Annotated in this window: 16 protein-coding genes and 4 pseudogenes; 11 read left to right on the top strand and 9 right to left on the bottom strand. The window is 52.4% G+C overall.

The window, feature by feature from the left end:
* Nucleotides 1–23: 23 nt before the first annotated feature.
* Nucleotides 24–356: a hypothetical protein gene (locus ACH518_RS04625; protein WP_445372039.1), complete on the bottom strand. Its 333-nt coding sequence runs from the start codon at nucleotides 354–356 to the stop codon at nucleotides 24–26.
* Between the two features lie 775 nt (nucleotides 357–1,131).
* Between ACH518_RS04625 and ACH518_RS04620 the strand changes: the two genes are divergently transcribed.
* The gene (locus ACH518_RS04620) at nucleotides 1,132–7,191 is read left to right on the top strand and encodes an alpha-2-macroglobulin family protein (protein WP_445372038.1); all 6,060 of its coding nucleotides are present in this window, start codon (nucleotides 1,132–1,134) and stop codon (nucleotides 7,189–7,191) included.
* 10 nt (nucleotides 7,192–7,201) lie between these two features.
* Nucleotides 7,202–9,400, top strand: coding sequence for a transglycosylase domain-containing protein (locus ACH518_RS04615; RefSeq protein ID WP_445372037.1), 2,199 nt, complete (start codon nucleotides 7,202–7,204; stop codon nucleotides 9,398–9,400).
* 244 nt (nucleotides 9,401–9,644) lie between these two features.
* On the opposite strand, the gene ACH518_RS04610 is transcribed toward ACH518_RS04615, so the two are convergent.
* Genes ACH518_RS04610 through ACH518_RS04595 form a run of 4 tightly spaced genes read right to left on the bottom strand, consistent with a single transcriptional unit; the run spans nucleotide 9,645 to nucleotide 11,453 of the window.
* Complete coding sequence (locus ACH518_RS04610; RefSeq protein ID WP_445370166.1) at nucleotides 9,645–10,241, bottom strand: IS630 family transposase; 597 nt, start codon at nucleotides 10,239–10,241, stop codon at nucleotides 9,645–9,647.
* Nucleotides 10,160–10,642: a helix-turn-helix domain-containing protein gene (locus tag ACH518_RS04605; RefSeq protein ID WP_445370167.1), complete on the bottom strand. Its 483-nt coding sequence runs from the start codon at nucleotides 10,640–10,642 to the stop codon at nucleotides 10,160–10,162. Before ACH518_RS04605 ends, ACH518_RS04610 begins: the two co-directional genes overlap by 82 nt.
* 56 nt (nucleotides 10,643–10,698) lie before the next feature.
* Nucleotides 10,699–11,052 (bottom strand): hypothetical protein, encoded by a 354-nt coding sequence (locus ACH518_RS04600; RefSeq protein WP_445373026.1) that lies wholly within the window; start codon nucleotides 11,050–11,052, stop codon nucleotides 10,699–10,701.
* Nucleotides 10,971–11,453, bottom strand: a complete 483-nt coding sequence (locus ACH518_RS04595; protein WP_445370167.1) for a helix-turn-helix domain-containing protein — start codon at nucleotides 11,451–11,453, stop codon at nucleotides 10,971–10,973. The genes ACH518_RS04600 and ACH518_RS04595 overlap by 82 nt, the downstream gene beginning before the upstream one ends.
* Before the next feature lie 394 nt (nucleotides 11,454–11,847).
* On the opposite strand from ACH518_RS04595, the gene ACH518_RS04590 reads away from it, so the two are divergent.
* The 6 genes and pseudogenes from ACH518_RS04590 to ACH518_RS04565 all read left to right on the top strand — a co-directional run.
* A complete protein-coding gene (locus tag ACH518_RS04590) occupies nucleotides 11,848–13,161 on the top strand; it encodes an ATP-dependent nuclease (protein WP_445372036.1) in 1,314 nt (437 codons plus the stop codon).
* A gap of 61 nt (nucleotides 13,162–13,222) precedes the next feature.
* Nucleotides 13,223–13,651, top strand: a complete 429-nt coding sequence (locus tag ACH518_RS04585; RefSeq protein ID WP_445372035.1) for a transposase — start codon at nucleotides 13,223–13,225, stop codon at nucleotides 13,649–13,651.
* Nucleotides 13,566–14,042 (top strand): annotated as a pseudogene (locus ACH518_RS04580) (IS3 family transposase); the annotation flags it as partial. The gene ACH518_RS04585 and the pseudogene ACH518_RS04580, both read left to right, overlap by 86 nt.
* Before the next feature lie 56 nt (nucleotides 14,043–14,098).
* Nucleotides 14,099–14,176 (top strand): annotated as a pseudogene (locus ACH518_RS04575) (hypothetical protein); the annotation flags it as partial.
* Between the two features lie 21 nt (nucleotides 14,177–14,197).
* Nucleotides 14,198–14,437, top strand: coding sequence for an integrase core domain-containing protein (locus tag ACH518_RS04570; protein ID WP_445372959.1), 240 nt, complete (start codon nucleotides 14,198–14,200; stop codon nucleotides 14,435–14,437).
* A gap of 31 nt (nucleotides 14,438–14,468) precedes the next feature.
* Nucleotides 14,469–14,591: pseudogene (locus ACH518_RS04565) on the top strand (IS110 family transposase); the annotation flags it as partial.
* Between the two features lie 511 nt (nucleotides 14,592–15,102).
* On the opposite strand, the gene ACH518_RS04560 reads toward ACH518_RS04565, so the two are convergent.
* The 4 genes and pseudogenes from ACH518_RS04560 to ACH518_RS04545 all read right to left on the bottom strand — a co-directional run bounded on the left by ACH518_RS04560 (nucleotide 15,103) and on the right by ACH518_RS04545 (nucleotide 16,489).
* Nucleotides 15,103–15,435, bottom strand: coding sequence for a type II toxin-antitoxin system RelE/ParE family toxin (locus tag ACH518_RS04560; RefSeq protein ID WP_445372034.1), 333 nt, complete (start codon nucleotides 15,433–15,435; stop codon nucleotides 15,103–15,105).
* The gene (locus tag ACH518_RS04555) at nucleotides 15,435–15,710 is read right to left on the bottom strand and encodes a type II toxin-antitoxin system Phd/YefM family antitoxin (RefSeq protein ID WP_140913249.1); all 276 of its coding nucleotides are present in this window, start codon (nucleotides 15,708–15,710) and stop codon (nucleotides 15,435–15,437) included. The genes ACH518_RS04560 and ACH518_RS04555 overlap by 1 nt, the downstream gene beginning before the upstream one ends.
* Before the next feature lie 121 nt (nucleotides 15,711–15,831).
* Nucleotides 15,832–16,113 (bottom strand): annotated as a pseudogene (locus ACH518_RS04550) (HepT-like ribonuclease domain-containing protein); the annotation flags it as partial.
* Between the two features lie 85 nt (nucleotides 16,114–16,198).
* Nucleotides 16,199–16,489: a nucleotidyltransferase family protein gene (locus ACH518_RS04545; RefSeq protein ID WP_278210046.1), complete on the bottom strand. Its 291-nt coding sequence runs from the start codon at nucleotides 16,487–16,489 to the stop codon at nucleotides 16,199–16,201.
* A 150-nt stretch (nucleotides 16,490–16,639) separates the two neighbouring features.
* On the opposite strand from ACH518_RS04545, the gene ACH518_RS04540 reads away from it, so the two are divergent.
* Genes ACH518_RS04540 through ACH518_RS04530 form a run of 3 tightly spaced genes read left to right on the top strand, consistent with a single transcriptional unit; the run spans nucleotide 16,640 to nucleotide 21,824 of the window.
* Nucleotides 16,640–17,263, top strand: coding sequence for a DUF4194 domain-containing protein (locus ACH518_RS04540; protein WP_445372033.1), 624 nt, complete (start codon nucleotides 16,640–16,642; stop codon nucleotides 17,261–17,263).
* Nucleotides 17,263–20,634: an ATP-binding protein gene (locus ACH518_RS04535; RefSeq protein ID WP_445372032.1), complete on the top strand. Its 3,372-nt coding sequence runs from the start codon at nucleotides 17,263–17,265 to the stop codon at nucleotides 20,632–20,634. The genes ACH518_RS04540 and ACH518_RS04535 overlap by 1 nt, the downstream gene beginning before the upstream one ends.
* Nucleotides 20,631–21,824: a Wadjet anti-phage system protein JetD domain-containing protein gene (locus ACH518_RS04530; protein ID WP_445372031.1), complete on the top strand. Its 1,194-nt coding sequence runs from the start codon at nucleotides 20,631–20,633 to the stop codon at nucleotides 21,822–21,824. Before ACH518_RS04535 ends, ACH518_RS04530 begins: the two co-directional genes overlap by 4 nt.
* Nucleotides 21,825–21,881: the final 57 nt, after the last annotated feature.

Raw genomic sequence — 21,881 nt, 5'->3', positions numbered from 1 at the left:
GGTTAGTTCTACTTTGTTAGATTTCATTCCAGCGCCACTTGAGAGCGTTTGTAGTGGGATTCCCTGGCCTTTTGCCGCATATCATGCCGCTTATTGATAACGTCCGCCAATTGTTCCGAAATGAGTTGTCGACGTGGCAATAGATGCTCGAGCACGGTCACTAAATCATTAAATGACAAGATGGGCCATTGCTGGCGACCAGTATGGGAGTAACGCTCAGCGTAGACAGCATCCATGGACGCCAACACACCATCAACCAGCAATCGTAAGCACCGCAACGGATGCTGTTTGGGAATGCGATCTTCTAGGCTGATGTAGCTAAACCAGCTGATTTTAATGGCATCGTGTCCGCGCATTGGACTGCTCCAAATTTAGGTAGCCTATTTTACCTGTTGCTGGCAGTAATCTGCCTTGCATTGCTTGGCTTTTGGAGTTTGTCAGTAGGCCTGGGGAATTTCACCCCTAGCCTCTATCAGAACGGTGCGTTTCGAGTCTACCAATAAATTTAGAGGTGAGTGTCGAGTATACTTCGCCAAGATATTTTCCATTCATGATGAACATGCAATCCTCATTAATTTTTCTGTTCCCAACGTCAAGCTTTCATAGTAATTCGCCGCATAAGAATAGCATTATCATTATGCTCAGAGGACTTGGTCAAGCGAACAGATGCTCAGAACCATATGTCAGAAGTGATATTTGACATACACATAAGTCACAGAACTATCGGCGCAATAGCTTTACAACAAAGGCCGCTTCCCATTCAAAACCAGCCACTCATGATCAATATTTTTCGCTTGCTTGAATGTCGCAAATTGGCCGCTAGCTGCCTCATAAATTGAGGATGAGCGCGCCTGGAATATTCTGGCCGATACCGAGCCTTCAACCCAGTAAAAATCCGTCGGCGCCAGTGACGGTTTTGTAACTGGAATCACTGGCCACTTTGGATTGGAACAGGTGGCGCTTTTCGATCGGAATGGGTGGCCGGTTTGGGCTCGAATACGCACTGATAGTTGGTCGCTAACGAATGCCAATGCGAGACTATACTTAATAAAAAATCATCTTTGGCTCTTGGCGAAAGGTTATGGGTTATTTCCTATTCTGATGCTGCGATGCAGCCTAGCTGTGGCTTTTATGAGTTTTAATTACCAAACTTTAGCATTTGTTATCGTTCTCTCGATAACTTGGCCAGCCGCCGATACTCATGCTGCATACGATTCAATGGGCGTCGCTGCACTTTCAGATCTTCAGATCATAAGGATTACTCCTGATGGCGAGGATGTGCCTGCCGGTAAACAAATTGTTATTCAGTTTGATCGCCCCGTCGTTCCCATTGGAAAGATGGAGCGTCCGCCTTCGGAAATTCCGGTCGTCATCACTCCCGCTATTGCCTGCGAATGGCGATGGCTTAACACCTCGGCACTGGCATGCAATTTAACGGATAAGGCGCCACTCAAAGAAGCAACGCATTACACGCTTGAAATCAAACCCGGAATTAAGTCTGAAGATGGGGCGACTATTCCTGACACCTTCCATCATGACTTTATTACTCAGCGGCCTGACGTGCGCTGGCATGAATTCCGGGAGTGGGTATCGCCAGGGCATCCTGTTCTACGGCTGGTATTCAATCAACCCGTCGATCAGGAGTCGGTTGCACAGCATGTGTTTTGGGTCTTTGGTGACAAGGCTGAGCGTGTCGCCGCGAAAGTCAAAGCCGACACGGCTGATCATGAAGCGCCTCAATTTATGCCGATTCCGGGAGAAAATAGCCTGCTATTTTTTAACAAACAGCCGCCACAAAAAAGTGATGATAATCTTCGTAAAGACTCAGGAAAGGAAGCGCGCAGAATCTGGTTAGTTGAACCAGTGCAAGAATTGCCGTTAGATACCCATATTGTCCTTAAAACAGAGCCGGGGCTAATGTCTGCAATGGGGCCTGAGGCAAGTGTTAGCTTTAATCCTGTAGTGGAACTCGACACTTATCCCGAATTTACTTTTTTCGGCATTAAATGTACGACTAATAGCGGTGAAGAGTTGCGAATTCAGGCTGGTCAAACACCTAGCGGAAAATGTGATCCGATGCAGCCGGTGGATCTTTCTTTCAGCACACCGGTAATGCGCGAAACCCTAGACGATAGGGTAATTTTTAATCCGCCAGTAGATGGCTGGAAAAAAAAATCAGAAGAGACGGCGGCAATCACTCAAGCGTCGGAACAGAGTGAAGACGGCGCTGAAATTGGCTATATGTATAGACGGCCGCATGGCAAGGGAGCGGTTTATGATGCATGGATTCCCCGTGGCCTGAAGGCCGCGCAAGACTATACTGTACAGTCGCACTCACAAGCGGAAATGAGTTTTTTTGAGCGGCTTTGGCATTGGCTAGTATCATGGTTTAAGCCCGTAGTTCCTGTTGCTGAAGTACAGGATATATTTGGCCGTAAGCTGCGCGAGCCTATTTCAGCGAGTTTTGCGACTGCCCATCGAAATCCTAATTTTGTCATGGATTACACAAATGCCGTGCTGGAGAAGGGGGTAACGAGTGAAATACCTTTTTACGTCAATAACCTGAATAATTACAGCTTCAACTACCGTGGCATTACAGCCAAAGGTAGCGACAAACAACAGACTTTCCGTAAAGAGATTCCCCGCGTTCAAGATGTGCAATTTGCCATTCCCTTCGGTGTGCGCGAGATGCTGGATGGCCACACCGGCGCGGTATTTGGCTCTTTGCAAACCGATCCGGTTTCCAAAAAATATTATCCCTATCTATTTGCGCAAGTAACGCCTTATCAGGTGCATCTCAAGCTGGGCCATTTCAATACCCTTGTCTGGGTCACTGATATGGCAACGGGTCAACCTGTGGCGGATGCCAACGTGAGCTTATACCAGGATGCCTTTACCACGTTGCATACCGCGACGGACATAACGGCGAGGGCAACCACAGATGTCTCAGGATTAGCGCTATTGCCGGGAACGGATACGCTTGACCCCGATCTATCTATCACGCGACGTTACAGGAATGAAGAAAATCGCTATTTCTTGCGCGTGGAAAAAGACGACGACATGGCGCTATTGCCGATAGCGCATTCTTTTATCATTGATGCCTATCGCGCTTCGGGAAGTGAAGCGGTGTATCCATCCAACCAAATGCTGTATGGGCATATGCGTGCCTGGGGTATGACTGCCCAAGGTATTTATCGAGCGGGCGATACCATTCAATACAAACTCTATGTCCGCAATCAGGATAACAACGGTTATATTGCGCCGCCGGTTGGCTCTTATCGACTGAAAGTCATCGATCCTATGGGTAAAGAGGTTTATGACCGCATGGATATTCGCTTATCGGCATTTGGCGGCACTAGCGGGGAATTTACCGTGCCAAAAGAAGGTGCGATAGGATGGTATCAATTCAAACTCCTGGGCGACTTTGCTAAAAATCCGGAAAACGCTCAAGAAACTATTCAAGAGCAGCCGGAAAGCGAAGCAGATAGCGACAGTGCCAGCAAAAAAACTTGGCTACCCATGCGCGTTCTGGTCAGCGACTTTACACCATCTCCCTTCAGAGTCAGCAACCAGCTGAACGGCGACCTATTTCATGCCGGCGAGTCGGTGAACGTGACAACCCATGCTGAACTGCATTCCGGTGGCGCTTACACCGATGCTGCCACACGGATTACCGCGTTGCTGGAAAGTACGCCATTTACAACCAAACATCCGTTAGCTAAAAACTTCCAATTTGACAGCTACCAAAATGAAACCTCTTCGCAGCAAATTTTTCAGAAAATCGACAAGGTCAACGACAAGGGTGAAAGCACACTTAATTTTTCCACTGGAACGCCTAAGGTGGTCTACGGCAAACTGCTGGTGGAAAGCGCGGTTGCCGACGACCGAGGCAAGTACATCAGCGGTCAGGTACGGGCGGACTATCTAGGGGTAGACCGCCTGGTTGGCCTTCATACGAGCGAGTGGCTCTATCAAGTCGGCAAAGCAGGCAACTTGCAATATGTCGTCGTTGATGATCGCGGCAACCCCGCCAAAGGCACGGCGGTGGAGATCGCGATAGAACACCAAACAACCAAAGCAGCACGCGTTAAGGGTGCCGGTAATGCCTATCTGACGGAATATCATAATGAATGGGAAGCGGCGGGGCATTGTCAGGGGGTATCGGAAGACGCTCCGCTTGGCTGTACCTTTACACCTAATAAAGCCGGGGTTTATCGGGCAGTAGCAAAAATTAACGATACCAAAGGCAATAATCACAGCACGACACTTAGTACTTATGCTGTTGGAAATGATTTTGTCGTATGGAACAATCAAACCGATAGCGGCCTGACTATCGTTCCTGAAAGCACGTCTTATAAGGTTGGAGATACCGCGCGTTATCTGGTGAAAAACCCCTATCCGAATAGCAAGGCGCTGATTACCATCGAGCGCTTTGGCATTATCGATCATTTCGTGCAAACCTTTGACAGCTCTACACCGGTTGTCGAATTCAAAATCAAGCCGGATTACTTGCCGGGATTCTATCTTTCCGTTGTCATTGTGTCGCCGCGCGTGGACAAACCATCGGATCCTGGCCAGGTTGACTTAGGCAAGCCAACCTACCGTATGGGTTACCTGTCGGTACCGGTAAAAGATCCTTATAAAGAGATGCTGATTACCGCTAAAGCTGACCGGGAGAGTTACAAGCCTCGCAACAAAGTAACCGTAAAGCTTCATGCCGAGCCGCGTATTAAGAATAAAAATGAGCCTATCGAATTGGCGGTAGCGGTACTTGATGAATCGGTTTTCGATCTGATTGCCGGAGGTAAAGGTTATTTCGACCCCTATCAAGGTTTCTACAGCTTGGATAACCTGGACCTTAGAAATTACAGCCTGCTAACTCGATTGGTCGGTCGGCAGCGATTCGAGAAGAAAGGCGCAAATCCAGGCGGTGATGGCGGTGCTACCTTGAGCATGCGATCACTGTTCAAATTCATCAGTTATTGGAACGCCGAACTTAAAACCGACAACAACGGCGATGCAACGTTAAGCTTCGAGGCACCGGATAATTTAACCGGATGGCGTATTCTTGCCATTGCCACAACGCCGACCGACCGTTTCGGCTTGGGTGATGCTAGCTTTAAAGTCAACCGTCCAACTGAAGTGCGTCCTTTGATGCCCAATCAAGTGATGGAGGGCGATACATTTGATGCCGGATTCAGCGTGATGAACCGTACTGATAAACCGCGCACCCTCAAGGTAAGCATTCACGCCGAAGGTCAACTTGACGCGGCTAAAACGCCTGCCGATCTGACTACGACCGTTACCGTTGAGCCTTACAAGCGCATAACGGTGTCGATGCCGATCCAAACAACGACAGTGGCGCAAACGCGCGATACGCCAGCCGGAAGCTTACGCTTTACTATCTCTGCGGGTGATATGCTTGACAGTGATGGCATGGTGCATAGCCTGCCGGTCAATAAGCGCCGGAGCCTCAATGTCGCGGCGAATTACGGCACCACAATCCAGGACAAGATTGACGAGACTATCCAGTTCCCTAAAGAAATGCTGCCGGATAGTGGCGGTGTAAGTGTTATTGCTTCGCCGACTGTTATAGGCAATGTCTCTGGCGCATTTAAGTACATGCGTGATTACCCGTATATCTGTTGGGAACAAAAACTCAGCAAAGGTGTGATGGCCGCACATTATAAGAACCTAAAGGCCTACCTGCCCGATTCGATGCCATGGGAAGGTAGTGATGACATCCCGCAAGCAACGCTTGACCAAGCAGCTAGTTTTCAAGCGGCAAACGGGGGCATGACCTATTTCGTCGCCCAAGATCAATATGTAGACCCCTATTTGAGTGCCTATACGGCGATAGCCTTCAACTGGCTACGAAAAAGTGGCTATACGATTCCAGAGCAGGTAGAAAGCAAACTGCATACTTACTTGAGCAACCTGCTTAAAAATGATGCCGTACCGGGTTTTTACTCTGAAGGCATGACATCCACAGTACGCGCCGTGGCTTTGGCGGCATTGGCAGAAAGAGGCAAAGCCGACCTTTCCGATATGGAGCGCTACCAGCCGCATGTGAAGAAGATGTCCCTGTTTGGTAAGAGCCACTTCTTACAGGCCGCATTAGCGATTAAGGGTGGTGAAAAATATGCGCCGGATGTGGCGAAGACGATACTAGCCGCCGCCAATGAAACCGGTGGCAAATTTGTATTCAGCGAAACATGGGATGACAGCTATACCCGCATCTTAGCTTCGCCACTGCGCGAAAACTGCGCCGTACTGAATGCCTTCACGGCCTATGGCGAACTTGAAAGCGGCAAGACTCTGATTGGCGATGTGCCGTTTAAGTTGGTACGCGCCATTACTCAGGATCGCAAAAACCGCGACCATTGGGAAAACACCCAAGAAAATATGTTCTGTATGAATGCGCTGATTGATTTCGCGCGCGTTTATGAAAAGGATAAACCGGAAATGACGGTAACAGCCGCCATGGACGGCGAAAGCTTCGGCAAAGCGGTTTTCAAGGATGTCCGAGATCCAGCGGCACAGCTGGAGCGCCCCATCAAAGCCGGTGATGCAGGCCGTAAATCGTCCGTGCAAATCGAGCGCATAGGTCAGGGGCGACTTTACTACGCGACACGCTTGGCCTACGCGCTGCCAACGGCAATGGATCAGGCCGCTAATGCCGGCATTGAAGTGCATCGCGAATACAGCGTTGAGCGAGCGGGAAAATGGGAGTTGCTGCCGCCACCGGTAAAGATTAAACGTGGCGAGTTAATACGCGTCGATCTCTACGTTTCAGCCCCTGCGGCGCGTAATTTCGTGGTGGTAGACGATTCGGTGCCAGGTGGTTTAGAGCCAGTAAATCGCGACTTGGCAACAGCTTCCGCAGTAGACGCCAAAAAAGGCGATTTCAATTTAGCGGGCGGGGCGTTTTGGTTTAAGTATTCCGACTGGATCGATTTCGGTACCAGCTTTTGGAGTTTCTACCATCAAGAAATTCGGCATGATTCCGTGCGCTTTTATGCCGATTACCTGCCAGCGGGAAATTATCATCTGTCCTATACGGCACAGGCTATCGCGTCGGGTGTATACAGCGTATTACCGGCACAGGCGCAAGAAATGTACGATCCCGACGTCTACGGCAAAACGGAGGGAATAAACCTTCAGGTTGGCGAGTCGGAAGTAAAGCCTTAAAGCATTTGCGATGGCGACAGGACGCTATGGAAAAATGGTGGCTCGCGCAGTCCTGGTTCTGGTTGCGCTCGTCGCATTGAAAACGCTATGGGATGTCGAGACGCCACGGTTATCGTTGCGAACCGCAAACCCGGGGACACAGCGTTTTCAGGTTCTGGATCGCCAAGGTAGGCCGCTTGGCATTTCATACCAAAACCGTTTCAATACCTCGGCTATCGTACCATTGCATGCAATACCCGAAAGGCTAAGGCAAGCGTTCGTTACCTCGGAAGACAGGCATTTCTTTGAGCATCACGGGGTAAACTGGACAGCTCGGGCTAGCGCCTTATGGCAAAACATTCGTGCCGGTAAGTCAGTGCGTGGCGCAAGCACGATTACCGAACAAGTGGTACGTATTATCCATCCGCGTCCGCGTACTCTCTGGTCACGCTGGATTGAAGGGTTCGAAGCGGCATTATTGGAGCACCGTGCCAGCAAAGGCGAACTGCTTGAATTCTATCTTAATCAAGTGCCTTATGCCGCTAATCGCCGGGGTATCGCACAAGCCGCCCGCTATTACTTCAATCGCGATCTGGGCACATTAAAGGATAAAGAGATGCTCGCGTTGGCTGTGTTACCGCGGGCCCCCTCAGCACTCGACCTCTATAAAAATCCTGAAGCCATTGAACCGGCGATTTCAAGGTTAGCTCAGGCCATGGCAGATCGCGGTGAATTACCCACGCAGGAATGGCAAGAGCAGGCAAAGCAAAATATTTTCCTTGAACCACCGCTACCGCCTTTGAATGCTAGCCATTTTATCAACTACATCCGTGAGAGCGTCCCCTATCATTTAAGTGACAATGGCGCGCTACGGACAACCCTCGATGTGGATTTGCAACAAATAGCACAACGTTTGCTGGATGAGCGTATCAAAGCGCTAACGCGTAAACAGGTGCGTAATGGCGCGGCCATGGTGGTGGATCATCGTACGGGTGAAATCCTGGTCTGGGTAGTCGGTGGCGCCGAGAACGGCCACGTTAATAACGCAACCCCCGGCGGGTCGATAGATGCCGTGCGTTCGCCGCGCCAACCTGGTTCCGCAATGAAGCCGTTTTTATACGCGCTGGCGTTAGATGCCGGCTGGTCGCCGGCAACTGAGTTTGATGATGCGCCAATGGCTGAGGCTATCGGTTCCGGCTTGCACGATTTTCATAATTACAGTCACCTGTTTTACGGCAAAATTTCCCTCAGAGAAGCGCTCGGCAATTCGCTCAATATTCCGGCATTGCAAACGATCGCTTTTGTCACGCCTACACGCTATCTGAATACCCTACATTCACTTGGTTTCGCCAGCTTGATGCAGCCTGTAGAGTTTTATAAGGAAGGCCTTGCATTGGGCAATGGTGAAGTGACGCTATTCGAAATGGTCCAGGCCTACAGTGCCTTGGCAAATCGCGGCGCGTTTCGGCCTTTGACGCCGTTGCCGCAGTCGCCTGTCACACGCAAAAACAGCCCCATCTACTCGCCTGAAGCCGCCTCACTGATTGCCAACATCCTCTCCGATCCATTTGCTCGCAGGCGTGAATTCGGCTCGGAAAGCATGCTTAACCTACCGGTGCAAACCGCCGTAAAAACGGGAACGTCGAACGATTATCACGACGCCTGGGCGATCGGTTTTAACTCGCACTACGCGGTAGGAGTTTGGTTTGGCAATTTGGATCAAACGCCGATGGATGGGATTACCGGGTCAACCGGCCCGGCATTGGTGCTACACAGCTTATTTGCAGAGCTTGCGTGGCGCGAAATGCCGCAGCCACTTTACTTAAGTCCCAATTTGATTCAGCAGGAAATATGCACTGATCACGACCAAGCTGCCGGAAAAAATAACTGTTTTCCACGCACAGAATATTTCATCGTCGGCAGTGAACCGCATCCTAATCAACCTGCTACCGCATCAAGCCGACTTGAATTGATCAGACCAACCAAAGGCTTGCAACTTGCCTACGACCCACGCATCCCTGCCGATGTTCAAGCATTCGAATTTGTCGCAGACGGTATAACAGCAGGTCACAAAGTTGAGTGGCTGCTAAATGGCAAATCCATCGCCATAACACAAACAGGTCATTTCTTGTGGCCCATTAAACCTGGGCGGTATTTTCTACAGGCAAAAGAAATAGGTGATAAGGAAATAATACTTGTATCCGATGCTGTTGCTTTTAATGTGAAGTAAATTCGATGATTTTATGTTTGACGAATACCAAAAAATTTGAATTATCTCGTCATTGAACAGGCTAACTGGCAGCAATTCGGATATCACTTAAGTATAAATGTTGTGTGTCCTCAGACGGCTTTATTATTTCTGTAAGTTATTGAATTAAATGGTACAAATTTTCATTATCTCAAATTATGAGATTTTGTTAGATTTTAACCTTCAATTATGAGATTTTTTAAGGAAATGAAAATCTCATAAGCGCCTAGCAAAAAGTTAACGTGTATTGCGAGCCAAACCCGTGACCAATTTCGTCAATGGCTTGCTCAAGTTCATCCGGCGTAAATGTCTTGAATGGCAGCCATTCATATTTCATTTTATGCCACAGCAATTCAATCCGGTTCAGCTCGGGACTGTAGGGTGGCAGGAAATAAAATCGCATCCCTTTTTCTTCCAACAAATCCCAATAAGGTTTCAGTTTCTTGGCAGTATGAATGGATGCATTATCCAAAATCACTACCAAGGGTTTGCTGACGCGGTCGATCAACGCCATCAGAAAGCCAAAGAACCATAGACCATTTACGCTTTGCCACAGTTTAGCCAGTATTAATCGGCCGGATGACAGCATGGCACCGATCACATTCAAGCGTAGTGCACGCTTAGCAGTAATGGCATGGACTTCTCCGCTTTTTGTCCAAGCTGAACGATTCGGTGGTTGTGGCGCAAACCCCGCTTCGTCCACATAGGCCAATTCAATTTCACCAGCTTGAGCTTGCTTAATCAGTTCAGCGATGTCTTGTCGGGCCTGCTCGAAGCGCTCGGGATCGCGCTTTTTTTTAAACTGTAACGAGTGCGTTTCCACACATAGCCCATGCGTTTTAACTCGTTCCGCAAGGTGCCAGCACTAATCGTTACTCCGCACTCCGTCGTTAGACGACTAACCAATACCCGGCAGTTCAAAGGTTCCGCATCGATCCATTCCTTGAGTTGGCTTCGATGCGCGTCAGTCAACTTGCTCGGCGCACCACTACGCGGTTGATCCGGTAAGCTGTTTAGTCCGTTTCTCCACCACTTTCGTCGCCGCTCGCGGACTGCTTCCGGCTTCACCCCCTGATGCTCTGCAATAGCAACGACTGTTTGACCCTCGGATAACATCAAAATGGTTTCCGCACGCTCCCGTTCTCGCCAATCACTCCCTTTCTTGATGATTAGCTGTAGTTGCTCTCGTTCGCTTTCTCTCAATTCTATGGGCCTTACCCGCATTCCGTCGCCACCACCGTATCTAAAACCCTGCTATTTTACTGCATGCCTATTTGTTGTTAAGCGCTTACCAAGGGTTTGCTGACGCGGTCGATCAACGCCATCAGAAAGCCAAAGAACCATAGACCATTTACGCTTTGCCACAGTTTAGCCAGTATTAATCGGCCGGATGACAGCATGGCACTGATCACATTCAAGCGTAGTGCACGCTTAGCAGTAATGGCATGGACTTCTCCGCTTTTTGTCCAAGCTGAACGATTCGGTGGTTGTGGCGCAAACCCCGCTTCGTCCACATAGGCCAATTCAATTTCACCAGCTTGAGCTTGCTTAATCAGTTCAGCGATGTCTTGTCGGGCCTGCTCGAAGCGCTCGGGATCGCGCTTTTTTTTAAACTGTAACGAGTGCGTTTCCACACATAGCCCATGCGTTTTAACTCGTTCCGCAAGGTGCCAGCACTAATCGTTACTCCGCACTCCGTCGTTAGACGACTAACCAATACCCGGCAGTTCAAAGGTTCCGCATCGATCCATTCCTTGAGTTGGCTTCGATGCGCGTCAGTCAACTTGCTCGGCGCACCACTACGCGGTTGATCCGGTAAGCTGTTTAGTCCGTTTCTCCACCACTTTCGTCGCCGCTCGCGGACTGCTTCCGGCTTCACCCCCTGATGCTCTGCAATAGCAACGACTGTTTGACCCTCGGATAACATCAAAATGGTTTCCGCACGCTCCCGTTCTCGCCAATCACTCCCTTTCTTGATGATTAGCTGTAGTTGCTCTCGTTCGCTTTCTCTCAATTCTATGGGCCTTACCCGCATTCCGTCGCCACCACCGTATCTAAAACCCTGCTATTTTACTGCATGCCTATTTGTTGTTAAGCGCTTAGTTTATGCAACTTATTGATTTTTATAGCGGTGGTTTTTTCAGAAATTATGAGATCTGACATGTCGAGTGACACAAAAAGTGAAAAGTGTGCCAAATTAGTGAAAAGCTAGTGACACAAAAAATGAAAAAATTCAGCACACTTGATTTCTCAAACCAAATTGAGCGGATGTCAGATTTCAAAATAGATAAAAAAAATCTCACAATTGTGAAATGAAATCATAAGAAATAATGGAATTATGTATTGGATGATTATCACTGTTCATTCGAGCAGTGATCGTTATTCTTAACTCAGTCTTCCATGAAAGATACAAGGAGCTGTAACCTGTAATGAAGATTCAATCCGTTCGCATCAAGAATTTCCGCGCGTTGAAAGACGTGATGATTCCCTTCGATTCAGTAACGACCTTTATCGGGCCGAACGGTGCTGGCAAGTCAACAGTGCTTCGTGCGCTTGATTGGTTCTTTAACGGCAAGGTAGGCTCGCTGACAGAAAAAGACTGCTCTTTTGGGGCGACTGACGAAGAGATAGAAGTTCAGGTCACATTTGCTGAACTTACTGAGAATGACCGCGAGGCACTTGGCAAGTACGTGCCTGAAGGGGTCGCTACATTCACCGCATGGAAGCGTAGGTCACCTGATGGCTCCGACGTGCTCTCCGCCAATGCAAAGGGTTTCCCGGATTTCAATGCAATTAAGGCGGCAAGCAGTGCGGCCTCGAAAAAGGAACTATATTCCAAACTACGTGCGGACAGTCCAGCTTTAGGTTTACCGTCAGCTACTACCGCCGCAGCCATTGAACAGGCGATGACGACCTGGGAGTCCTCCAACACCGATCAACTCGTGGACGCTCCCGAAGCACTGCAGACCAACTTCTTCGGCTTCAACAGCGGCGGAAAAATGAGCGGTCTCTTCGACTTCGTTTTGGTGACGGCAGACCTTCGCGCAAGCGAGGAGTCTATCGACGGTAAATCGAGCATCATTGGCCGAATTCTAGAGCGATCTGTCGATCGTGCTGCCGCTGATGAGGAAATCGCGAAAATTGTCGAGGAGTCGCGTGCGAAACAGCAGAAAGTCTACAAGGAGAAGTTCAAGGAACAACTTGATACCATTACGACGCAACTTAACGAGGTAGTCACCTCTTACTCACCTGGACGGGCTGTCACGGTTTCTCCTGCGGAGGTGGAACTCAAAGCTCCCCGGACCTCATTCGAGGTGGCAGTGCTGGATGGAACAACTGAGACTGCCGTGGAACGACAGGGGCATGGCTTTCAGCGCACGATTCTGATCTCGGCGCTCCAACTCTTGGCGCAGTCTGGTTCGGCGTCGGCAGAGGGGGTTATTTGTCTGGCTATCGAGGAACCGGAACTCTTTCAGCACCCGATCCAGGCGCAAGCTTTCGCAAAGGTACTTAGGTCGCTCGCCGAAGACGACAGTAAGCGTATTCAAGTGACCTATGCGACTCATAGCCCCTACTTTCTTGAGGCTCGCCATTTCGACCAAGTCAGGCGACTGACGAGATCGTCTGACGCGACTCCTGTAGTCACTGTCCACTTCGCCACGGTAGCTGAGGTGAAGGCCAAGTTGAATGGGGTACAGGATGCCGAGAAAGTTGATAGTCAACTCGATGGCATCGTGGTTTGAAATGGTCTAATAACCCCGGACACTTCTAAAGGCAGAATTTATACTGCTAGCAGAGGTGACCATGAGTAACGACAAAAAACACAATCGACCCAAATATAGCCTTGAGTTCAAGCAAGATGCTACGAAGCTGGTTTTGGAAAAAGGCTACAGTCAGCAGCAAGCGGCCGATCATCTGGGCATATCGCAAAGCGCCCTAGGACGCTGGGTACGAGCGGAACGCAAGCCTTCGGCGAACGAATCTACGCTAAAAAAATCTTGCCTGAATCTGGAGGATCATGACGAATTGATCCGATTGCGCCAGGAAAACGAACAACTGCGGATGGAGCGCGAGATATTAAAAAAGGCCGCCGTCTTCTTTGCGAAAGAAGCCGAATACCCACAGGGCACAAGTAAAGTACGGATTTATTCAGGCGCAACAGAAGACGTATCCCGTGACCGTGCTGTGTCGAGTGATGCAGGTGAGCACCAGTGCTTATTATGCTTGGTGTAACAGTCCGACAGACGAAGACAAAAAACATCAAGATCAACAGCTTGCCGATAGCGTGCGGCAGCTTTTTACCGACAACAAGCAGTGCTTTGGTTCGCGTCGTGTAGCGGATCGATTGCAGAAACAAGGTTTTGCCGTCGGCCGCTTCAAAACGGGGCGGATCATGCGCGATTTAAAATTACAGGTCCGCTATCCCAAACGATTTAAAGTGACCACGGACAGTAAACACAATGAGGCCATATCCCCGAATCGGCTGGATCGGCAATTCAAGGTCGCTCAGCCAAATCAAGTGTGGACCACGGATATTACCTATGTCTGGACGTTACAGGGCTGGCTTTATGTCGCGGTCGTTATCGATCTGTTCTCCCGGCAAGTGGTGGGCTGGGCGATTGACGACCACATACCCACAGGGCACAAGTGCGGACCTCGCTCTGTGTCAACGCATTACAAATGGCCTCCTGGCGCCGCAAACCGCCGCCGGGTCTGCTGCATCATTCGGATCGCGGCAGCCAGTATGCCAGTCGGGAATATCGCCAGCATTTAGCAGTGATGAAGATGGAACAGAGCATGAGCCGAAAAGGCAATTGCTGGGATAATTCGCCGACAGAACGCTTTTTCCGTAGCTTGAAACATGAACAGCTCAACTACGAAAAATTCAAAACCCAGGAAGCGGCGAAACTGAGCGTGATCGACTATTTGGCTTTTTACAACGGTCGTCGATCGCACTCAACATTGGGCTATCAATCCCCGATCGAATTCGAGCGGGACTTTTCGAAAAACGCTGCCTAAACAGGTGTCCGGTTTTTGTTGACCATTACACTGGCTGCAAGGTCTGATCGAACGACGAGGCTTCAACAAAGCCGCCGTGGCGCTGGCCAACAAGAATGCCCGGATACTCTGGGCGATGGCGACGCAGGGCAAAGCATACCGAGCGGGGGCATAACCACCGTTCGATGCCGGGTTATCCACCCTTTGCCCAACGCCTCCACGCGAGGGAAGGGCTCCGGCGTCGGGCAAAGGGTGGATAACCCTCAATCCGGTGTAGGGCAAGACAAACAGAGTTCAACAGATTGCGGAGGCAAGTAACTCAAAAGTGATGACATTCAACAGGTCAGACCGGTGCTTTTAAATCCCGTTCCGCGCATAAGTTCTTAAGAAACCGTTAGGATGATAGTGGAAAAAGCGCGCGGATAGATTCATCAGGGTCCGAAGGCCTATCAAGTACCTTCATCAAGAGACCGAATATATGGCTGCAATCTTGATCTCTGTTGGAAACATCAATTTTGATAACACTTGGCTTGCAATTGGGGAGGAGTCCATATATGCGGTAAACAACGTGCACCGCATCGTTCGCGATTGGTGCGGTTCGTAAACTCACCACACCCTACAAATAAATCAAAGTCTGCCTATACCATCAAGCGTCGGCCCCCATAAAGCTCCATGACTGACCGGCTTTATTCACCGAGCAACCGCCGCGCCAGCAAAGCCTGCATGTCCCGCCGTCCGTCGGCGATCAGATAAACATAGACTAGTGGGGCTATGATGCGATAGACGATGCGGTAGGGTTTGAAGAAGACTTGGCGGTATTCCTGTATCCCCAGCGCCGCAAGTTCTTTCGGGAAATTGCCGCGTTCCGGGAAACTCGCCAAGTCGTCCAGCGTTTGCAACAACTTGTCCAGGACGGCATCGGCATTGGCCGGCGTATCGAATTCGGCGATGTAATCGTAAAGGCTTTCCAAATCCTGCTCGGCGCCGCGAGTCAGCAGCACTTGATAGGCAGCAGGCATCAGCGATTCGTCTTTTTCGCGCGCAGTCGGGCGGCGACTTCGGCCGCGGGTTTGGCGTTGCCGTCCGCAATGTCCCGGTTGCCCAAGGCCAGAATTTTTAGCAGGGCCAGGGTTTCCTGGGTTTCTTCATAGGAGGCGACATCTTGCAACACCGCCTTGGCTTCGCCGTTTTGGGTAATGACCAAAGGTTCGCGGCATTCGGCCAGTTTTAACAGCACTTCGGCGGCGTTGGCTTTCAGGTAACTGATGGGTTTGACTTGAGACGAGAAGCGCATGGAGGCACCGATGAATTTATAAAGGACTTAATATAGTCTTCTAATAGTCCGGCGACAAGCATCGAAATTGCCTAAGGAATGAATTCGTAACATTCGCGCGATTACGCTTCGTTAATCGCACCTACACAAGCTGCCGGCGGTTATGAGTTGCGGTTTTCTGAAGCTGCTGAAGCAAAGGCAGCAATTCGGGAATATCGGTTTGGATGATGCTCCATAGGGTATCGTTGTCGATGCCGAGATAACCATGAATCAATCGGTTGCGGGTGGCGATGATCATGCGCCAGGGTATTTGCGGATTGTTTTCGCGAATTTCGCCGGGAATATGGGTTGCGGCTTCGCCGATCAATTCCAGGTTGCGGACAGTGGCATCGTAGTTTAATCCGCTATCGATAAAGCGCTGCTGATCGAGGCCTTCGGTCTAAATGAGTACTTTTTCGGCAAACGTCAGCATATCGTCCTGATAAAAACGCCATTCGTGCGCGGCGGTTTCAGACATCGATGGCGTCCTTTTCGACGAATGGCCGCAATTCTGGGCGCAAGGCTTTATCGGTGACTAAATCCACCGGGCAACCCAACTGATCTTCCAGATAAAATTGCACTCCGAAATAACGGCTGGAGGTGGCGGGACCATCGAAGCCGACCAGAATGTCCACGTCGCTATTGTCCCCGGCTTCGTCGCGCGCTGTGGAGCCAAATAAAGCCAGTTGTGTGACGCCGAACCGTTGCGCGACAACGGGTTTCAGTTTTCTCAGTAGCTCTAAAGCATGGTTCCGTTTCATAAGGCTTTGTGGATTGAGTTCGTGAAATTCCGCTTTCAGTTAGAAATGGATAGTAGCATCGAAAGCCTAAAAGCAGATTGTCTCTTTTATCGAGGGTTTTACCCTAAAATACGCACAATTCAACGCCCGCTCGATCAAAACGACATAAGCATGGCCGAAACCGACCCCGAAATAGCCCTCCAATACGATTTGTCGGCCGTTGTGATTCCCTTGCTGAAAGGCGTGATCTACCAGGAAACCGACGGCGGATTGTGGAGCGCGCTGCTGAATCTGCAAGCCAGGGTGCGGGATTACGTGGCGGTGTTGGGTTTGGAGTTGGTGTTGGACGAGGCTGAGGGCTATGCGTTTTTGCGTTCGCGCCAGCTGGAGGGTGTGGACGACGAGGCGGCGCCGAAGTTGCCGCGTTTGATCGCCCGCCGGCCCTTGTCGTTTCCGGTCAGTTTGTTGCTGGCCTTGTTGCGCAAGCGTTTGGCCGAGTTCGACCGGGGCGGCGGCGAGACCCGGCTGGTGTTGTCGCGCGAGGACATCGTCGAATTGGTCCGGGTGTTTTTGCCGCAACGCAGCAACGAAGCGCGGCTGATCGATCAGATCGAAACCCACATCAATAAGGTGGTCGAACTGGGCTTTTTGCGTAAACTCAAGACCGCTGCCAATCAATCCGCCAGTTACGAGGTCAGGCGCATTCTCAAGGCTTTCGTCGATGCGCAATGGTTGTCGGAATTCGACGCCCGGCTGGCCGAATACCAAACCCAATTGACCGCTGGCGGGGAATAATGCAAAACGACCTGCAACTGTCGCTGGATTTCGTCGACGACGACACCCTGTCCGGCTTCCGCTTGCAACGGCTGGAAGTCTATAACTGGGGCACTTTCGACGGCCGGGTCTGGAGCTTGCAGCTCAATGGCCGCAACGCGCTGTTGACCGGCGACATCGGTTCCGGCAAATCGACCTTGGTCGATGCGGTGACGACGCTGCTGGTGCCGGCTCAACGCATCGCTTACAACAAGGCGGCCGGTGCGGACAGCAAGGAGCGCAGCCTGCGTTCCTACGTGCTGGGCCATTACAAATCGGAGCGCAACGAAGTCAGCGGCAGCGCCAAGCCGGTGGCCTTGCGCGGCGACAACAGTTATTCGGTGATCCTCGGCGTATTTCACAACGCCGGCTACGACCAGACCGTGACGCTGGCGCAAGTGTTCTGGATTGCCGACCGTCAGGGCCAGCCGGCCCGGCTCTATGCCGGTTGCGAGCGGGACTTGAGCATCGCCCGCGATTTTTCCGACTTCGGCAGCGACATAAGCCAATTGCGCAAGAAACTGCGCGGCCTGGGCGCCGAGTTGCACGACAGCTTTCCGCCTTACGGCGCCTGGTTCCGCCGCCGCTTCGGCATCGACAACGAGCAGGCGCTGGAATTGTTCCATCAAACCGTGTCGATGAAATCGGTCGGCAATCTGACCGACTTCGTCCGCAGCCACATGCTGGAGCCGTCCGAGGTGGCGCCGCGCATTGCCGCGTTGATCAATCATTTCGACGACCTGAACCGCGCCCACGACGCGGTGCTGAAAGCCAAGCGCCAGATGAGTTTGTTGACGCCGTTGGTGGCCGATTGCCAGCGTCACGGACAACTGCACGCACAAACCGAAACCCTGCGCGCCTGCCGCGAAGCCTTGCGTTCGTTTTTCGCCGGCTTGAAACAAAGCTTGCTGGAAAAGCGTCTGGTGACATTGGATGAAGATCTTGCCCGCCAAAACGCCCAGCTCGACCGGCTGAGCGAGCGCAAGCGGCAACAGCGAATGGAAGTGGGTGAACTGCAACGCCAGATTGCCGCCAACGGCGGCGACCGCATCGCTCAATTGGGTTTGGAAATCGAGCGTCTGCAAGATGAAATGGCGCGCCGCCGCGATAAGTCCGCCCGTTACGAAAAATTGCTGCAAACCTTGGACTTGCCGGCCCCGGAAGACGCCGACGGCTTTCTGGCGCAGCAAAAGCAATTTGCCGATTTGCGGGAAAGCGCCTCCGCTCGTGAGGCGGATTTGCAGAACCAGGCCAGCGAAATCGGGGTGGCGTTTGCGCAGGGCCGCAATGAACATCAAGCCCTGCAAGCGGAATTGACCAGCCTGAAAACCCGGCGCAGCAATATCGACGATGCCCAAATCAAAATGCGCGAGGCCTTGTGTCTGGCATTGAATCTGGCCGAGGCCGAAATGCCGTTCGCCGGCGAGCTGATCCAGGTCCGCGACGAGGACAAGGATTGGGAAGGCGCCGCCGAACGGCTGCTGCGCAATTTCGGCTTGTCCTTGCTGGTGCCGGATGCGCATTATGCGGCGGTGGCCGACTGGGTGGACCGGACGCAGTTGCGGGGCCGGCTGGTGTATTTCCGGGTGCGGTCCGGCCAACGCGGCGATTTGCCGGATTTGCACCGCGATTCCTTGGTTCGCAAACTGGCGATCAAGCCCGACTCGGCGTTTTACGATTGGCTGGAGCGCGAAATCGCCCATCGTTTCGACGTCGCCTGCTGCGCCACCCAGGAGCAGTTTCGCCGCGAGCAAAAGGCCGTCACCCGCGCCGGGCAAATCAAGGCGCCGGGCGAGCGCCACGAAAAAGACGACCGCCATCGCCTGGACGACCGCAGCCGCTATGTGTTGGGCTGGTCCAATGCCGCCAAGATCGCCGCGCTGGAAGCCAAGGCCAAGCTATTGGAAAGCCGTCTGGCCGATTTGGCCGGCAAATTGGCGCAGATCGACCAGGCGAGGCAAGCGGTCAAGGCGCAACTGGCGACCTTGGCCAGTTTGGGCGAGTACCGCGATTTCCGCGAGCTGGATTGGCGACCGCTGGCCGGCGAGATTGCCCGGCTGGAACACGAAAAACGCGAGTTGGAAGCGGCGTCCGATCTGCTCAAACAACTGACCGAGCAGTTGGAGACGCTACAACAAGCGCTGGCCGATACCGAGCAGGCGTTAAACGGCAAAATCAAGGAAACCGGCGCCACCGAACAGCGCAAGCTGGCCGCCGAAGCGCTGCTGGCGGAAACCGGCGAGATTTTGCGCGAGGCCGGCGCGGAACATGCCGCGCATTACCCGGCGCTCGACGCGATGCGCGGCGAAGTGTTGGGCGAGCGGCAACTGACGATCGAATCCTGCGACAACCGCGAACAGGATTTTCGCGGCTGGCTGCAAGCCAGGATCGACGCCGAAACCAAGAAACTCAACAACCTGCGCGACAAAATCATCGATGCGATGCGCGGCTATTGCGCGGCATTTCCGCTGGAAACCCAGGAAGTCGATGTCGGCATCGCTGCCGGCGGCGAATATCAAGCCATGTTGCAAAGCTTGCAAGCCGACGACTTGCCGCGTTTCGAGGCCCGTTTCAAGGAATTGCTCAACGAAAACACCATCCGCGAGGTCGCCAACTTCCAGTCGCAATTGGCCCGCGAGCGCGAGACCATCAAGGAGCGCATCGCCCGTATCAACGAATCCCTGACCCAGATCGACTACAACACCAACCGCTACATCGTGCTGGAAGCGCAGCCGACGCCGGATGCCGACGTGCGCGATTTTCAAAGCGAATTGCGCGCCTGCACCGAGGGCGCGTTGACCGGTTCCGACGACGAGCAATATTCGGAAAACAAGTTTCTCGAAGTCAAAAAAATCATCGAACGCTTTCGCGGCCGCGAAGGCCAAGCCGAGCAGGACCGGCGTTGGACCGGTAAAGTGACCGACGTGCGCAATTGGTTCAATTTCGGCGCCAGCGAGCGGTGGCGGGAAGACGGCAGCGAGCACGAACATTATTCCGACTCGGGCGGCAAGTCCGGCGGCCAAAAGGAAAAGCTGGCCTACACCATTCTGGCGGCCAGCTTGGCCTATCAATTCGGCCTGGAATGGGGTGCGTTGCGCTCGCGTTCGTTCCGTTTCGTGGTGATCGACGAAGCCTTCGGCCGCGGTTCCGACGAATCGGCGCAATACGGTTTGCGACTGTTCGAGAATCTCAATCTGCAATTGCTGATCGTCACGCCGCTGCAGAAAATCCACATCATCGAACCTTACGTGGCGGCGGTCGGCTTTGTGCATAACGAAGCAGGCCGCGCCTCGAAACTGCGCAATCTCAGCATCGAACAATATCGGGCCGAACGCGCGGCGCGCGGCGGATGAGCCAGCCGGTCTGGACTTTGCCGGCCGAGCTGCGCTTAGAACTGGACAAGCGCTGGCAGCGCGGCCAAATTCTGGCGGAAAGTTTGGCGCCGAACGGTTTATTTCCGTTGCGAATCGCGCTGAAGCAACCCAGTCCGGCGCAACTGGCCGCCGATTTTGGCGGGGTGCAAGCTTGGGTCGAAACCTGGCTGGCGGCGGATGCCCGGCATTTTTCGGTCGAATGGCGCGAGATCAATCATCGGCTGTCGGGCCGGAATCGGTTGCCGGCGGCGGTGGTTTTCGATACGGCGGAGGATGCCGCGGCGTATTTGAAAAAATCCAGGGAGTTGGCGGTTTTTGCGCAATTGGCGACGACGCTGACTGGCGATTTCGCGGTGTTGCGTGGCTGGCTGTTGAAATACCCGCTACGGGCTCTGGAGCATGCGGGCGAATGGCAAAAACTGTTGAGCGTGGCCGGTTGGATGGTCGCGCATCCCCGGCCCGGCATTTATCTGCGCCAGATCAGCCTGCCCGGCATCGACAGCAAATTTATCGAGAGCCGCAAGAAATTGCTGGGCGAATGGCTGGATTTGCTGTTGCCGGAGTCGGCAATCGACGTCGCGCAAACCGGTGTTGCCGGTTTCGAAGCGCGTTACGGCTTTTTGGCGAAGCCGGCGACGATTCGGTTTCGGGTGTTGGATAGCCGGCTCGCCATCGCCGGCTTGACCGACTTAAGCGTCACCGCCGATGAGTTTGCGGTTTTGAATCTGCCGGTAGTGCGGGTGTTCGTCACCGAAAACGACATTAACGGTCTGGCCTTTCCGGATGTTCAGGGCAGCATCGTCATTTTCGGCAGGGGGTACGGCTTCGACGCGTTGGCGAAAGCCGAGTGGTTGCGCGACAAACAAATTCATTATTGGGGCGATATCGACAGCCACGGCTTTGCGATTCTGAGCCAGTTTCGCCAGTATTTTCCGCAAACCCGGTCACTGTTGATGGACCAAGCCACCTTGCTGGCTCACCGCGCCTCGTGGGTGACAGAAGCCGCGCCCGGCCGGGCCGATTTATCTGAGCTGAGCGCCGAGGAAAGCGCGCTGTACGACGCACTGCGCGACAACCGTTACGGCCGAAATGTCAGGCTCGAGCAGGAGTACGTCGGTTTCGACCGTTTGCAGGCTTGGTTAGCCGGGTTGTGCGGCGGGGAAAAATAACGGGGGGTGTTCTATCGGAGTGGGCCGATTTGTGGGAGTGGCGATCCGGTGCTAGCC

The sequence above is a fragment of the Methylomonas sp. HW2-6 genome (assembly GCF_052474525.1).
Note: the sequence above shows the minus strand (reverse complement) of the source record. Positions and strands in the feature narration are given on the sequence as shown.

Excerpts from the sequence above, each read along its gene's own strand:
- ACH518_RS04625 (WP_445372039.1), bottom strand. The coding sequence starts at position 356 with ATGCGCGGACACGATGCCATTAAAATCAGCTGGTTTAGCTACATCAGC.
- ACH518_RS04620 (WP_445372038.1), top strand. The coding sequence starts at position 1,132 with ATGAGTTTTAATTACCAAACTTTAGCATTTGTTATCGTTCTCTCGATA.
- ACH518_RS04615 (WP_445372037.1), top strand. The coding sequence starts at position 7,202 with ATGGCGACAGGACGCTATGGAAAAATGGTGGCTCGCGCAGTCCTGGTT.
- ACH518_RS04605 (WP_445370167.1), bottom strand. The coding sequence starts at position 10,642 with ATGCGGGTAAGGCCCATAGAATTGAGAGAAAGCGAACGAGAGCAACTA.
- ACH518_RS04595 (WP_445370167.1), bottom strand. The coding sequence starts at position 11,453 with ATGCGGGTAAGGCCCATAGAATTGAGAGAAAGCGAACGAGAGCAACTA.
- ACH518_RS04590 (WP_445372036.1), top strand. The coding sequence starts at position 11,848 with ATGAAGATTCAATCCGTTCGCATCAAGAATTTCCGCGCGTTGAAAGAC.
- ACH518_RS04585 (WP_445372035.1), top strand. The coding sequence starts at position 13,223 with ATGAGTAACGACAAAAAACACAATCGACCCAAATATAGCCTTGAGTTC.
- ACH518_RS04570 (WP_445372959.1), top strand. The coding sequence starts at position 14,198 with ATGAAGATGGAACAGAGCATGAGCCGAAAAGGCAATTGCTGGGATAAT.
- ACH518_RS04560 (WP_445372034.1), bottom strand. The coding sequence starts at position 15,435 with ATGCCTGCTGCCTATCAAGTGCTGCTGACTCGCGGCGCCGAGCAGGAT.
- ACH518_RS04555 (WP_140913249.1), bottom strand. The coding sequence starts at position 15,710 with ATGCGCTTCTCGTCTCAAGTCAAACCCATCAGTTACCTGAAAGCCAAC.
- ACH518_RS04545 (WP_278210046.1), bottom strand. The coding sequence starts at position 16,489 with ATGAAACGGAACCATGCTTTAGAGCTACTGAGAAAACTGAAACCCGTT.
- ACH518_RS04540 (WP_445372033.1), top strand. The coding sequence starts at position 16,640 with ATGGCCGAAACCGACCCCGAAATAGCCCTCCAATACGATTTGTCGGCC.
- ACH518_RS04535 (WP_445372032.1), top strand. The coding sequence starts at position 17,263 with ATGCAAAACGACCTGCAACTGTCGCTGGATTTCGTCGACGACGACACC.
- ACH518_RS04530 (WP_445372031.1), top strand. The coding sequence starts at position 20,631 with ATGAGCCAGCCGGTCTGGACTTTGCCGGCCGAGCTGCGCTTAGAACTG.